Annotated in this window: 12 protein-coding genes and 2 pseudogenes; 4 read left to right on the plus strand and 10 right to left on the minus strand. The window is 39.6% G+C overall.

Translation table 11 applies throughout. The features are described from left to right. Positions 1-50: 50 nt before the first annotated feature. Positions 51-1,385 (plus strand): MATE family efflux transporter, encoded by a 1,335-nt coding sequence (locus tag NQ560_RS13735; RefSeq protein ID WP_040015256.1) that lies wholly within the window; start codon positions 51-53, stop codon positions 1,383-1,385. Between the two features lie 128 nt (positions 1,386-1,513). On the opposite strand, the gene NQ560_RS13740 is transcribed toward NQ560_RS13735, so the two are convergent. Then, positions 1,514-4,420, minus strand: coding sequence for an InlB B-repeat-containing protein (locus NQ560_RS13740; protein WP_040015269.1), 2,907 nt, complete (start codon positions 4,418-4,420; stop codon positions 1,514-1,516). Between the two features lie 281 nt (positions 4,421-4,701). Between NQ560_RS13740 and NQ560_RS13745 the strand changes: the two genes are divergently transcribed. Both NQ560_RS13745 and NQ560_RS13750 read left to right on the plus strand, forming a co-directional pair. After that, positions 4,702-5,727 carry an FAD:protein FMN transferase gene (locus NQ560_RS13745; RefSeq protein ID WP_005330874.1) on the plus strand — a complete coding sequence of 342 codons (1,026 nt, stop codon included), beginning with the start codon at positions 4,702-4,704 and terminating at the stop codon, positions 5,725-5,727. Between the two features lie 240 nt (positions 5,728-5,967). After that, entirely contained in the window at positions 5,968-7,776 is a 1,809-nt protein-coding gene (locus NQ560_RS13750; RefSeq protein ID WP_005330873.1) for a Na/Pi cotransporter family protein, read from the plus strand. A gap of 142 nt (positions 7,777-7,918) precedes the next feature. Here the strand turns inward: NQ560_RS13750 and NQ560_RS13755 are convergent, their stop codons facing one another. The 8 genes and pseudogenes from NQ560_RS13755 to NQ560_RS15800 form a co-directional block, all read right to left on the minus strand. Then, positions 7,919-8,422: a CinA family protein gene (locus tag NQ560_RS13755; protein WP_227087322.1), complete on the minus strand. Its 504-nt coding sequence runs from the start codon at positions 8,420-8,422 to the stop codon at positions 7,919-7,921. Between the two features lie 264 nt (positions 8,423-8,686). Then, positions 8,687-9,199, minus strand: coding sequence for a LysE family transporter (locus NQ560_RS13760; protein ID WP_330575343.1), 513 nt, complete (start codon positions 9,197-9,199; stop codon positions 8,687-8,689). Positions 9,200-9,360: 161 nt separating this feature from the next. Beyond that, a complete protein-coding gene (locus tag NQ560_RS13765; RefSeq protein WP_005330869.1) occupies positions 9,361-10,269 on the minus strand; it encodes a LysR family transcriptional regulator in 909 nt (302 codons plus the stop codon). A 339-nt stretch (positions 10,270-10,608) separates the two neighbouring features. Then, entirely contained in the window at positions 10,609-10,941 is a 333-nt protein-coding gene (locus tag NQ560_RS13770; protein ID WP_330575345.1) for a class I SAM-dependent methyltransferase, read from the minus strand. Next, positions 10,910-11,611 (minus strand): transglutaminase-like domain-containing protein, encoded by a 702-nt coding sequence (locus tag NQ560_RS13775; protein WP_005330866.1) that lies wholly within the window; start codon positions 11,609-11,611, stop codon positions 10,910-10,912. The genes NQ560_RS13770 and NQ560_RS13775 overlap by 32 nt, the downstream gene beginning before the upstream one ends. Next, complete coding sequence (locus NQ560_RS13780) at positions 11,601-12,269, minus strand: class I SAM-dependent methyltransferase (protein ID WP_040015267.1); 669 nt, start codon at positions 12,267-12,269, stop codon at positions 11,601-11,603. Before NQ560_RS13780 ends, NQ560_RS13775 begins: the two co-directional genes overlap by 11 nt. A gap of 14 nt (positions 12,270-12,283) precedes the next feature. Beyond that, positions 12,284-13,195 carry a ketopantoate reductase family protein gene (locus NQ560_RS13785; RefSeq protein WP_040015266.1) on the minus strand — a complete coding sequence of 304 codons (912 nt, stop codon included), beginning with the start codon at positions 13,193-13,195 and terminating at the stop codon, positions 12,284-12,286. A gap of 19 nt (positions 13,196-13,214) precedes the next feature. Further along, positions 13,215-13,555 (minus strand): annotated as a pseudogene (locus tag NQ560_RS15800) (ZIP family metal transporter); the annotation flags it as partial. Positions 13,556-13,978: 423 nt separating this feature from the next. On the opposite strand from NQ560_RS15800, the pseudogene NQ560_RS13795 reads away from it, so the two are divergent. Then, positions 13,979-14,236 (plus strand): annotated as a pseudogene (locus tag NQ560_RS13795) (helix-turn-helix domain-containing protein); the annotation flags it as partial. A gap of 35 nt (positions 14,237-14,271) precedes the next feature. On the opposite strand, the gene NQ560_RS13800 reads toward NQ560_RS13795, so the two are convergent. Further along, positions 14,272-15,024 (minus strand): hypothetical protein, encoded by a 753-nt coding sequence (locus NQ560_RS13800; RefSeq protein WP_005330861.1) that lies wholly within the window; start codon positions 15,022-15,024, stop codon positions 14,272-14,274. Positions 15,025-15,060: the final 36 nt, after the last annotated feature.

The following is a 15,060-nucleotide window of genomic DNA, read 5'->3' on the forward strand; positions in this document are numbered from 1 at the left end:
ATATGAGCGGATATCCTGCGCTGTTTAGTTTTACACCAGGGAGAGATATTATGACACAGGATATGACGAAGGGTAAGATTATGCCCATGCTTATTAGATTTACAATTCCACTTGTACTGGGAAATCTGTTCCAGCTTACTTACAACGCCGTAGACAGCATTATTGTGGGACATTTTATCGGAAAAGAGGCACTGGCTGCGGTCGGTATCTGCAATCCGGTCACGACATTGGTCATTCTGTTTCTGAATGGTCTGTGCATGGGCGCGAGTATTCTGATCGGCACGTATTACGGGGCGAAAGATTACGATACTCTCTCACGCCAGATCAGTACGACTATGATTTCAGGATCTGTATTTTCTGTAATTCTAACCATTCTCAGTATTGGAATTGCGAAATCACTTCTCAGATTGCTACAGGTAGACGCATCTATTTTGGATATGACGACTTCTTACCTTCGCATCATATTTGTAGGACTTATGTTTACATTTTTATATAATTTTTTCTCCAGTACATTAAGAGCCCTCGGAGACAGTAATTCACCACTGTATTTTTTGATCATAAGTGCGATTCTTAATGTTTTCGGAGATTTGTTTTTTATCATTGTACTGAAAGCAGGAAGTAATGGCTGCGCTGTTTCCACTGTTATCAGTGAGGCACTGTGTTGTATTTTCTGTATGATCTATGTGCAGAAAAAAGTACCACTCCTTCAATTAGGAAAGAAATGGCTCATTTTCGATCGTTCCCTGTTAAAGCGTACAATTGCATACGGCTGGGCATCTGCAATGCAACAGGCAACTGTACAGCTCGGAAAAATCGGTGTTCAGGCAATTGTTAATACTATGGGTGTGTCTGTTGCCGCTGCATTTACCGCGGTCAACCGGATTGATGACTTTGCCTATACCCCGGAGCAGAATATAGCCCACGCCATGACAGCACTTATGGCGCAGAATAAGGGGGCGAAAAGAAATGACCGGATGCGTGAAGGCTTCCGATGTGGACTGGTACTGGAGACCATTTACGGCATCCTCATTTTTATTGTCTGTTTTGTTTTCGCAAGACATCTGATGATGCTCTTTGTGAAAGATGAGGAAGTTATCGGGCACGGTGTTACTTATCTGCACCTGATTTCCATAATGTATATCTTGCCGGCTATCACCAATGGACTTCAGGGATTCTTCCGTGGAATCGGTGATTTGAAGATTACCCTGATCAGCAGTTTTGTCAATATGGGACTTCGGGTTCTTGTTGCCGCACCGCTCGTTCTTGTATGTGGATTTGGAATTGAAGCACTGCCATTCTCCTACCTGGCAGGCTGGATTGGAATGCTGGTAGCAGAATTACCACTGTTGATACATACTTACAGAGAATCAAAAATCACCGGCTAATATTTTAGGCTATGCAAGCACTGCTTTCTCATTAGCAAATCAGGAAGGACTTCTAGTATAGAATATTTTTGCGACCGACATTCATGCCGGTCGCATTTTTATATTAGCAAATTTACATCTGCTGTATACTATTTTCTTTTCTTAGCAACTACTGTAATACCTGCCATTCCTGCACAGGAAACTACAAAGAGTGCAGCCCAGAGTAATACATTGTTTGTATCTCCTGTCTTAACTGTATTCACATTTGCTGCAGTCTTAGTTGCTGATGTAATCTTTCCATTATTTCCAGAATCACCACTATTACCTGTGTTACCATTGTTTCCGGAGTTACTATTATTGCCAGTATTTCCGTTGCCGGAACCGTTATTTCCGTTATCCCCGTTATCGCCATTATCGGAACCGTTATTTCCGTTATCCCCGTTATCGCCATTATCGGAACCATTATTTCCGTTATCTGTTGTTGTAAATTTCTCTAATGGAGGCAGTACATTAATTCCAGCTTTCCAGTACAAATCGGCTAACGGATCATTCTCAGCACCGCTGATCATTGTTCCGTCTTCAATATGAGTGCTTGAACTGATAACTTTTACATTTCCATCAATAGCTTTTCCAGCCTCTGCTTTTTTCGATGTATTAGCTGTTGCTCCCTGAAGGAATACATTTTTCGTTGCAATTGTTCCTTTTCCGGATACAGCATTTCCACCATTTCCCCAGAGAACATCTCCACCGATTGCAACTAACTTTCCATCTCCTGTAATCTGGCTGCCTTCTGTAATGTCAATGGCTGTTCCACCGTCTGTATAAAGCAAAGTCTTTCCGCTTCCGCCGTAAGCTACAAGTGTTGTGTCCTTATCTGCCAGAGTTAATGTTCCATTTACACGGAGTGCCGTCTGTCCGATATCGCTTCCGCCATCATCACCTAATATAGCTACCGTACCCTTTACGGTTACATTTCCATTTGCCACTGCAACCGGCTCAGAAGTTGTACGGTCTGTCAGATCTCCGTTTGCAAGATAATTTGCGTGAGAGTAAATTGCTGCATTTTCCAAAGCAGCACCGTCTGCAAGACGAAGTTGTCCACACAGAGACGCTCCTGTTGTAAATTCGTTGTTGAAAGAATCATAGTTCATAGAAAATGTTCCTCCGCTCTGTACATCGATAATTCCCTGTACAACAGAATCAGAAAGCGTCAGTTTACCACCATTTTCTACAATAATATGTACACTGCTGAGTACTTCCATATTTGTCAGTGTCAGATTGCAGCCACTCGGAATATAAAGTGTCTGAGGAATATTTCCAGCTACGACCTGCTTCCACGGAATGTCATACCCCAGATATCCGTAAGTTCCGCTCTCGTGGGAACCGAACCATGCTTCCAAATACGCTGGCACACGGACGCTCTCTTCCTCACCGTTTACATTACTTCCAAATTTACTGATTGCCCATGGTTCCATAATATCCCATGCATAGAGTCCATTTCCATAATCTTTAAAATTCTCTTTCTTCATCTGGTCTGCAAGCGTTTCCTCGCCGCTGTAAATTCTGAATGGCAGTGTGTTGCTGACTGCGCTACGTCCCTGCTGATCCTCAATAGACACGGAAACCAGATAACTTCCAGGATCTTTTGGCGTACCGCTAAGTGTCAGATCACTGCTGATCGTCATATATACGCCCTGCATACCGCTGTCACTGTCTGCAGATGTTCCTTTTTCTGTGTCCGGAACGATGCTAACACTGCATTTGCTTCCATTCAATTTAATCTTAGCCATATTATCCAGCTCTTCCCAATCCTTGTCAGCAACGTCTTTTCCTTTTTCTACCAGTGCGCCGTATACTTTCACTGCACTGTTCTTATTGCTTGAGGAACCGCCGACACTGGCGCTGGACACTCCATCATAATCTTTCTGTCCTACGATTGCCGCCTCAAATTCTCCTTCGATTTTTACATGAAGCTCGTATGGATCTCCCTTGCCATCATCTTCTACAAGAGAAGCGTTTCCATTTGTATCAATGACAAGCTTAAATGTCAGATCATCATATCCATTTGCAGAAATTGCAACTACATCTCCGCTCTTCAATGCTGGAATTTCAGGATTAGCGACAAAGTCTTTTGTTGCAAAGATAAGTTTATTGTTATCTGTATCTTTTTTGTATGCTCCACCTGCTGACAAGCTATAGGACCTCTCTTCCCATGCTGTAGTATTTACCTTCACATCTGTAATTTTTCCTACATAACCATCTGCATTTTTGAATTCAAGTTCCCAGTTATTCCCAAAGTAATCTGTTCCAATGCTGACCTGGCTTAATTCAATTACACCATTCTGTACCGGTGTTTTCTCCTTAAATGCCGCGGATACTGTGACATTTTCTGCCGGCATTGTAAATGTATAAGTTTCTCCAAAACCGGTCACGTCAACATTTTTATTGTTCTCAGTTGTTACTGTCACTGCATCAATCTCGTAGTTTTCAGCCGGTGTTGCTGTTACAGTCACTGTATCTCCTGCTTTCAGGTCTTTATCTTTATCCAGTGCTACTGTACCGTTAGAAGCTTTCTTTGCCATCGCTGTGTATGTAGCCTCTGTATTTCCGCCAGTTGTATCTTTCTTTACAGTTGCTGTGTACACATACGGATATGTTGAAGTATCTTTCGTCACTTCTAAGTTTAAGTCTTGATACCCCTCTGCTGTTATTTTAATGGTCGCTGGATAAGAAGGGTTGGTAAGTTTTAACGCGGTATAGCTTCCATATACTCCCATAGCACTTCCTACTTCCCATAGATTTCCACTGCTTCCCCAGCCAAGCGTACCTTTTGTATATTCTATCTCATTTACTGTGACGCTGCTGATCTTATTCATCCAGTCTGTATCTTCAAATTCCAAAGCCATATACTCTGGCATAAAGCCAGTTACCGTACATGATTTTACTTCCGTCGGTGCTGCTTTCCCCTCTGCTGCCATTACAGGAGTAACTGTCATGGACAGTAAAAGTAACACTGACAGAAACAGTGATGCAATTCTTTTCCAATTCTTTTTCATTTGTCTCTCCTTCATTATTTTCTGAATTTTGTTGATAATTTTTTTCGTTTTAATCACACAAAATATATTGCCGTAATCCTCCTTTCATGCTATATTAATCAAAGCTTTGTTAGTAGATTCTAACTACAATACAAAATGCTACCAATAATTCCCATAACTGTCAATTTTATATTTATTTATTGATAATTATTCTTAATTAAACATATATATTTCTTTGTTTATTTTATAATTTACATTGTAACAATATTATTTCGTTTTATTTTACTCTAAGGAGACGTGACATGAAAAAGTGCATACCTGTGTTACTTATGCTTACAATATTAATATGCGGATGTTCCAAGCAGGCTCAGGAATCAACATCTGAGCCGGTTTCAGATACATTTTTCGCCATGGATACGACTATGGATTTTCGTATTTACGGTGATAAAAGTCTTTTACAGGACGCGCAGAATGTTATCACAGATCTGGAAAAGAAAGTGTCTGTCACAGATTCTGACAGTGAGATTTATAAAATCAATGAAAATGGTTCCGGAATTCTAAGCGGTGAAGCTGACACTCTGATGAAAAATGCTCTTGAAATGTGCCGGCGTACCAACGGTGTTCTGGATATTTCCATCTACCCAATCGTAAAAGCATGGGGATTTACAACCGGAAGCTATCAGGTTCCTGACGAGGAGACAATTCAGACGCTTCTGACTAAAGTAGATTACACACAGATCCAATATGACGAAGCATCTGGAAATGTCACAATTTCGGAAGGTATGACCATTGATCTTGGCAGTATTGCCAAGGGCTATGCAGGTGAACTTGCAGCCCGGACATTGCGCGACAAAGGTGTCACTTCCGCGCTTCTGAACCTTGGCGGAAATGTACAGACGATCGGTTCTAAGCCGGACGGATCCGCCTGGATCATCGGCATCAAGGACCCGAAAAATCCAGACACTGCCATGATGGGACTGTCCGTCACCGACCAGGCCGTTGTGACCTCCGGCGGTTACGAGCGTTATTTTGAACAGGACGGGCATACTTACTGGCATATTATGAATCCTGCTACCGGACACCCTGCCAAGAGCGGGCTTCTGTCCGTCACAGTCGTAGGGGACAAAGGAGGAATTTGCGATGCCCTCTCCACTTCGCTATTTGTTATGGGTCTGGATAAAGCGTATGACCTCTGGGCAGAAAGTGATGACTTCGAAGCCGTGTTCGTGGCAACCGATGGAACTGTTTACATCACAGATGGATTAAAGGATATATTTTCATTGGCGCAAGGATATGAAGATACATCTGTAAAGATTCTGACACGTTAAAATTCAAGAATGCCTCGGCATTATCGTAAAACAACATATTTTCGAGCAAAATATCTCATGATTTTGTCATACCTGTTCCCTGTGAGCAGGTATTTTTTTGTATAATCTTACATTTTTTTATTCTTTCAATAAGATTAAATTGTAATTCCGGTTTTAACGTGACATAATAGAAAGGTAGTGTTAAGAAAATTTAAAAAGAAAGTTAAGTGTATGTAAATAACTGACGACAAAGGAGAAATTATGGGAATATTTTCTATGGTATTGTCATTGTTAAGCGGAGTTGCTTTATTCCTGTTCGGTATGTCTTTGATGGGGGATGGACTCAAACTGGTTGCCGGTAATAAACTGGAAGCATTTCTCTACAAAATGACCAATACGCCACTGAAGGGAGTCGCACTTGGTACAGCCGTTACAAGCGTTATCCAGTCTTCCGGAGCAACGACTGTCATGGTTATCGGTTTTGTTAACTCTGGTATGATGAAGCTTCGCCAGGCCATCGGTATCATCATGGGAGCCAACATCGGAACCAGTATTACCGGTTGGATCTTATGTCTTTCTTATATAGAAGGATCTAACGGAATTGCAAGTATCCTGTCATCTGCCACAATCGCTGCGGTTGTAGCAGTTATCGGTATTATTCTTAGAATGGCGAGCAAAAGAACCGTCCACCGGAATATCGGGAACATCATGCTTGGATTTGCGATCCTCATGACCGGTATGCAGACCATGAGCGGAGCCGTCGCACCGCTTCGAGAAAGCAAAGTATTTATGGATCTGTTAACAACATTTTCAAACCCAGTCATTGGTATCCTGGTAGGTATTGTATTTACCGCCATCCTGCAGAGTGCCTCAGCAACAGTCGGTGTATTGCAGGCTTTATCTGTAACAGGACTGCTTACATTTTCCAGTGCATTTCCGATTATCCTCGGTATCGGTGTCGGAGCTTCCTGCCCGGTTCTGATTTCCGCAATCGGAGCGAATAAAAATGGTAAAAGAACTGCTCTTGTATACTTGCTGAATGATACCTTTGGAATGTTGCTTTGGTCAATCGGATTCTATATCATCAATGCATTTGTACATTTTTCATTCCTGAATACGATTATGACGCCAGTGGCCATCGCACTTTTAAATACGGTTTTCCGTCTTGTAACAGTCTGTATTTTGTTTCCATTTATCCCAAAACTGGAGCAGCTTGTATGCTGGTTCGTTAAAGACAGTGCGGAAGAACTGGAAGATGAAGCAGACTTTGATCTTCTTGAGGAGCGTCTTCTTGACTACCCTGCACTTGCACTCGGACAGTGTCACCGTGCTATGAGCGGTATGGCAAGAAAACTTCGTAAAAATGTAAACCGCGCCATGAACCTTTTGAATGATTTCCAACTTGGCAAGTTCGATAAGGTACAGAGAAAAGAAGACCTGATCGACCGCTATGAATCCCGTCTGGGTGACTATCTGATTAAGCTTACCAAGCATCCGATGAATTCTGTTCAGACAAGACAGGTTTCTCTTTATCTACATATGATTAATGACTTCGAACAGATTGGAGACCATGCTGCATGCATCGCCCATATGTCTAATGAGATGAATGAGAACAAAACACAATTTTCCGAAGAAGCATGGGATGAACTGAATGTTGTTATGGAAGCTGTCCGCGAGGAGATTAATACAACTTGCAAAGCGTTTTTGGAAAATGATAAAGAACTCTCCCAGAGAGTTGCGCCACTTGGAATGGTCATTACAACTTTGTGCGATGAACTCAAGATCCGCCACGTTGAACGCATGAGCAACGGAGCCTGTGGCCTGGAAGAAGGGACGGTATATTCGGATATCCTGAACAGCTTCACACGTATCTCTGCCCACTGCGCAAGCGCAATGGTAGCACTGTCAAAGAACAGCGAAGAGCCTGTGGATATCCACATTCACAACTCAAGAGTATATCCTTCCGACACGAAAGAATATAAGACCTATCTGGCAGAATATAGTCAGAAATATGAACTCATAAAAATTGAGGAACATATTCGAAGCATGGAACCGGAAGAAGTTGAATAAATAATATCAAAAAAGTACGTGCAAAAGGAAGGTTCTTCTGCTATAGCAGAAGAAATCCTTCCTTTTTTAATATCCAATGTCAGGGATCAAGAGCTCCCTACTATGATACCCACGGATTGTTCGCAAGCGTACTCCCACAATCCTATAATCTCTCCATCAAGGCATCATAAATTTCCTTTGCAACCGCCAGCTTATAAGCAAGTCTTGTAGGCTGTGGCTGCAATTCAAAATAATAAGACATAACCTCTCCATTAAGTTCAATTGCAAAATATACCTGCCCCGGCACAGATGCTTCCAGATTCGCCGGATCTACATTCCCCATTGTTCCGGTCACACCGATTCCGATATTGGCCTTATACGCTTTTGTACAGGCCTTCGCCATTGCTTCTGCGGTCTCTTTCGAATATACCGTATACTTCTCCAGAATCTCGGCAGGAACGCCCTGCATGATTTTTGCTTCGTTGCAATAGGTGACAAAAGCTCCTTTTAACACTGCCGATGAGCCTTCGGTATCCGTAATCAGTGACGCAATCTGCCCTGAAGTCGCAGATTCCATTGTTGTAATCGTCATATCCCGCTCAATCAAGAGCTTCGTCAGTTTTTTGTAATCATTTCTAATGTCTGATTCTTTATATATTTTTTTCATTATATTCATTCTGACTTTTTATTCCTTCCTGATAATAGTTGCATTTATCTTGCTAGCATTAATTGTATATTCATTGATTTCATAACAAAGTTAGCCAACCTGCCACAGAAGTTCCGTCTGGTAGATGATCCGGTTATTCTTCGACATGGATTTTCCCTCATTTAAGAAATCTGTTTTTTGCAGGTTCCTTTTTTAGTACATTCCCTTATAAAAAGCCGCTCCTGCTATAACCAGTACAAACACGGCTCCAAGTCCAAACAACAATTATCTTAACATTCCCCAAATACACTCCAGTAATGTTAGTGCAAGGATAATGTTAATAACACGGAAATGCCGCAGATAAAACTTCTGAATCAGCACGCCTAAGCCAATCCAAGTACAGGTTGCGATTGTTCCAATCGTTGCAATAACCAACTCAAAAAACAGCAAAGCCGGAAAAGAGAACATATATCCTACAACATAACCCGTTAGTGCGGTAACTCCGAACATATAGATCTTCACATTGACAAATTGCAGCATGAAGCCTTGCAGAAACGATGCCGATTGCTCTGCGTTTTCTGTTGACGGCTTACTGAAAGCAATATGAATCGCAAGCCACAGGATATAGGCTGCTCCGATGTACTTCATCACTTCCATTACATTTGGAAGCAAAGAATTAACTCCATATACAAAAATTGCGCATAAGATTTGTACTACATAGTAGCCTGCAAAAATTCCAAAGAACAGTGGCTTTCCTTTTTTATATCCATAGTATGTTACGGTATTTAATGCCAGAATATTTCCCGGTCACGGAGTAAAGGCATTTATAACGCAATAAATCAGAAAATTGCTCAGTACCACCATAGGCATAATCATCAACCACCTTTCTGCTGTTATTATATCAGCAAACAGCGGTACATACATAACACCTATTTTATATGATTATCCATAGCCTATGACTATGGATTGGCTGGAGCATATTTCCGTAATTCTTCCAGATAGCTTTTTCCAAGTTCACTTAATTCCTGATTTTCATTCAACACATATCCAATATGCATTGTTTCATTTTCTGCAAGCGGAACGGAGATGATATTTTCTCCGTTCAAATATTTCGGGAAAATGCCACTTGAAATAGTATAGGCATTCAGTCCGAGCATGAAGTTGACAATAGCCCCTCTGTCATTGACCCGAATTTCCTTATCCACCGGGATGGAGCTGAATAGTTCCTCTGAAAAATAGACAGATTCATACTCTCCCTGTACAAAGTTTAGCCGCGGATAAGGTGCAAGGTCATGGACGGAAACTACTTTTTTCGATGCCAATGGGTGATCTTTTTGCAAAAAAACATGAGGCTTTGCTGAAAATAACTCGGTAAACATCAGATGGTTTTCCTCTATCACTTTCCGCATGACGACTTCGTTTTCATGCGATAAATAAAGGATGCCTAAATCACAGACACGATTTTTCACATCATCCAATATCTGATGTGTTCCGGTTTCATTATAATAAAAAGCGTATCGTTCTTGTCCAAAACGCTTAACTAACTCCACAAAAGCGTTTTCCGTAAAAGTATAGTGCTGAGAAGATACTCCAAATGTCACTTTTCCCGGAAGATTTGTAACATACCGATCCTCCAGCAGTTCCATCTGCTGTATCACTTGACGGGCATAACCGAGAAATTCAGCACCATCTTTTGTCAGAGTAATTCCGGTCCTGCTACGAAGAAAGATGGTGATTCCAGCTTCTGTTTCCGTTTCTTTGATGGAATTGGAGAGACTTGGCTGTGATATAAAAAGTAGTTTCGCAGCTTCGGTAATAGAGCCAACTTCTGCTACCTTCAAAATATATTTTAATTGTTGAACCGTCATTTCTTTATCCTTTCTATTCTTACAAATTAACGATTTGTATTTCTGTTTGTTTTAAAAATGGGCAATCCCTATTTTTCGTCCTTCCACGATTTTCTTCTGTTCCCTACGCAATCCGAAATGTCTCCAGATCAATCACATTGATGTTCAAAATGCCGTTATCATCATACCAACGCTTCCCCATATCTTTTCTTACCACAATTTTAGGGAAACCTTTTCTATTATCTTAACATGAGAATCGAGCATTATCCAGACCTGAACGGACGGCAATAATCCATTTAGACAAAAATAAAGTTCCAGACTTATTATCTGAAACTTTATTATAAATCCAGCATCATTGCATTACTTCACACAACGGAAATATACCATAGAACCGTCAACATGGATATCCGTTTCTTTATATAGTTTTTGAAGGATATCTCTCAGTTCTTTCTCCGTCTGAAACGGTGGCGAAAACCACCCTTTCTTTGCAAGAATATTTTTTACCAGCCAATCTGTCCGTTTCGATTTTCCCCTGATATAAAAACAGGCAATGAAATCGCCGCCTGGTTTCAAAACACGCCATATTTCATGAAATGCTTTTTGCTTGTCAGGAAATGCATGAAAACCATTCATACTGACAACGGTATCTAAAAGCTTAAAACTATCGTTCTCTAATCTTCCTAATATTACGATTCATGAGGTGTCTTCCAATATGTCTATAAGCAAATGCTTTAAAGGCTGAAATTTCTTGATGATGTTCCTTCAACAGTTCATCTGGACAATCATAAACACCAAAATCCTGATTGATTCCCTCGCTCTGAATATAAGTATTGTTCCTATCAAACTCAATAATGAGATTTCTGAAATCCTTGACTGCTACTCCATAACCGCAAAATGCACCTGTACATTCCGAATTTTGTTCCTGTAACTTCTTTATGTATGTTTTATCCAAAATGAAAGCTTCCAGTTCGTACCACTGATTTTCGAAATTAATTTCTACCCAGCTATGGAAAATACTTTTTGGAGCATTACGGTAAACAAACCCGGTCATAGCCCCTTTCTGCAATCTTTTATCAATCGAAAAACCATGTACTCTGCATGGAATATTGCAGGCACGTAAAAGTGCCATAAATAAAGTTCCTTTTGTATTACATTGTCCATAACCATCTGCAAGTACTTTTGAAGCTGAAATTCCGTCATCAATATTATATCCAAATAAAACATCATCTCTTACATAGTTGTAGATTGCCTTAATCCTTTCAAATTCACCCATTTCCTTCCATTTCATATTTTGAATAAGTTTTTGAATTGCCGGATTAGAAAAATCAACCATTCGTGTTTCCCTAAGATACTTATCTTTCATTTCCTATCGCCTTTCCCATAGGTTTTCTCACAACACAATGCATTCGCATACCTTTACGAATTTCAAATTTTTCTACTTTTAATCCTGCTTTTTTGCAACATTTTATGACCACATCTCTTGTTGGCACTTGGACATCTCCATGTCCGCATATATTTGCCAACGGCATTTCCAATGTATTCATTAGCCATACCAATACTTTATTGTCACTGGTCACATCTCTCAGTATCAATCTTCCATTTGGGCGAAGACATCTTTTCACACTGTCAAAAAAAGCCTGTGGATCCGGATAATGATGGAAGCTCATAGAACAAATAATTGCATCAAATGAATCCTTTTCAAAAGGAAAGTTCTCACAGTCTCCTACAACAAATGTTGCATTTGGAATATTTTTCTTTTTTGCCTGTTCAATCATTGCCGGAGTCAAATCCAGTCCTGTATAATGCCGGTCTGGATATTTTTCTGCTAATAAAGAAATCATCGGAGCAGGTCCGCAGCCTGCATCTAATAAATCTCTAAATGGCTCCTTCTCTAATTCTTCCAGAATATCCGGATAATCTTTCTTGCACATTTCGTAAATGCCAGCATGGTTACTTTCATATCTTCCTGCTGCTTTTGTAAACTCTTTAATTGACAATTTTTTATATTCTTCATTTTTCATGCTTTTTTCTCCAATCACTGTACCTTTTTCGCCTTGCATCCGCATTTCTTCATTTTTTTCATATAAGCATAAAACTGCTTATGCAATTCCCTCATTTCATCTGGTGCCTTCATAGCATGTTGATACATAAATTTATCTCCAAAACTGCTTCCAAATGTAACTACCAGCATATTCGCTAAAATTGGCAAGGGTAAAAAGCGAAAAATATTCATTTTCCATGGTGACAGTTTACCCTTTTGTTTTCGCAAAAAATTAAAATTTCTTTTCAGCCTTTCTGCTGTTTTCCTCATGATTTTCCATTCTTTTTCTACTTTCTCCGGATCGTCTGATTCATAATACGCATCCGCAATCGGTACCACCATAGCAAGATGACAAAGCTGCCATAGATGCATATCCGTTACTTTCTGGTACGGTATATGAGCATGCCTCAATATCTCTGAAAACTGCTTAGTTCTTTCGGATTTATTTCCTGATATTTCTGCAAATGTTGTCGGCTGAATCAACCTTGGAGTAAGTGCTGCATCAAGGATACCATCATCATTTATACTTCCGCCTGCTCCTGGAAAAGCCGGTAATATTCTTCCTTTTCCGACAATGTCTTCCCATTTATTGTAACTGTCCAGTGAATTTATCATTGTAACAATCGTATTACTTTTATTATTTTTCAATTCAGTAAGTGCTTCATACAGCTGGTTTTCCCGGACAGTAAGCAAGACAAAATCATAAATATCATTGTTTGGTAGTTCTCCAAGAATCCTAATCTCTGCCTTTATTACTTCCTGATTTTTCTTATATTGCAATCCATTATTTCTTAAAGCCTCAAGTCTTTTACCTCTGGCATAAATATTTGTATCATAACCGGCTTCTGCAAATAAAGCCGCATACAAGGATCCAATCACACCAGCACCATAAATCAATATTCTCATAAGAATCATTCCTCTCCTCTTACCCCAGTGCCACATCCAAGATCATCATCAAACTAAATCCAAGTGCAAAGAAAAGCGTACCGATATTCGAGTGCTGTCCCTGAGACATTTCCGGAATTAGTTCTTCAACCACGACTATAACATAACTCCTGCTGCAAAGCTGAGTAAATATGGTAATACCGGGATTACCAGCTGTGCGACAAGAATCGTCATTACTGCTCCAATCGGTTCAACGACTCCTGAAAGTACACCTCCCAGAAATGCCTTTCTCTTACTTTCACCCTCTGCCCTAAGCGGCATGGATATAATCGCTCCTTCTGGAAAATTCTGGATAGCAATTCCAAGTGATAAAGCAAGTGCACGTTGCAGTAACTTGCTAAGTGTTTTTCTCATAAAAACACGCATGCTGCACCTAGCGTTGTTCCAACAAATGGAATCAGTATACCTTCAAAAACATTCATTAGCATTATGTATTCCTTTCTGTATAGTCAAAAGTACTTTCACATCGTTCTCTTATTAGTTTTAACTAACCGTCATGTATAAAAGAAACCGTGCAAAAAGCAAACTGTAATTTCACACGGTTTTCCTTATGTTTAAGTATATCACTTACGAAATCATATAACAATATAATTCTTTTAACAATTTACAAAACCTAAAATGAATTTCTAAATTCCATCGTTCCATTGGACGGTGGAATTTACTCTCGCACAGTAGATATTTACTCTTTCATACAATCATGTTATAGTTAGTACTCCTTCTGACAGCAGTAGAAGGAGAAGCATTATGAGTAATTATATACCAGGGAACCAGAAACATCTTACTTTAAATGATCGGCTCTATATTGAAAATGAACTGGCAAAAGGGACTCCCTTTAAAGACATTGCAGCATTTCTATGTAAAGATCCAACAACTATATCTAAAGAAGTTCGTGCTCACCGGATTTCAGATTGGTATCACAAGGGTACTTTTTATAACGTAAAGAACTTTTGTATTCATCGTTACCATTGCAAAAAGACCAACGCCTGTGGGAGCATCCCACTTTTAATGACTTCTATTCTTTTCCGAATCGTGTTTGCCTAGATATCAAAGCTTTTACTGTAACTATTCGCAATCTCGAATAACTTTGCAACCTCTTCTTTAATTGAAGTCACATAAGAATAGATAACATCCAGTTTATCGCTAAATTCATCCGTGTCCGTCACTTCAAGTACATCTAACATTTCATTGTTCTCATCATATTTTTTATTTACTATCTCTAAAAAATCACGTAACTCAAAAACACCTTTTATGATCTCTTCTAGTTTGTCTTCCTCATCCAAATCATGAAAGCTCTCTAACAAATTCTTATAAGCATTTCCTTTTTCACACGCTCTCTCAATCTTTTCCTTTTCATCCGTTCCTGAAATCCACTGCCTCACCATCTCTCTTGTAATACTTCCTTTTTTCAATCCCTTACAAGTAAACTCAACTACAATATCTCTTATTACATAATCAAATATTTCAAAAATTTTATCCTTCTCTTCTTTCGATGAAATACAATCCAGCCAGCCAACTAATAATTTTAAATAATCCGGAAACGCTTTTCCAATTACATATTTTTCAAATGACACATTTTCCATTCCAACTTTTTGGACTTCTCCAAGCATTTCAAAAAGAGAGACAAATATCTGCACTACAGTATAATCATCATCACACAATTCAATAATTCTTGGGAAATCCTTATCAAACGCCTGAATCAAAGCCTCTTTCATCTTTTCATTATCAACTTTTTCAATACATTTTTCATATTCTTTCTTCTTAACAGCCTGCCTCCTTATCTCACACCACAACTATTCCTTACTATTCAAGAATGTCTTGGTATTCTT

It is taken from the genome of Dorea formicigenerans (genome assembly GCF_025150245.1).
In the GTDB taxonomy this organism is placed as follows: domain Bacteria; phylum Bacillota; class Clostridia; order Lachnospirales; family Lachnospiraceae; genus Dorea; species Dorea formicigenerans.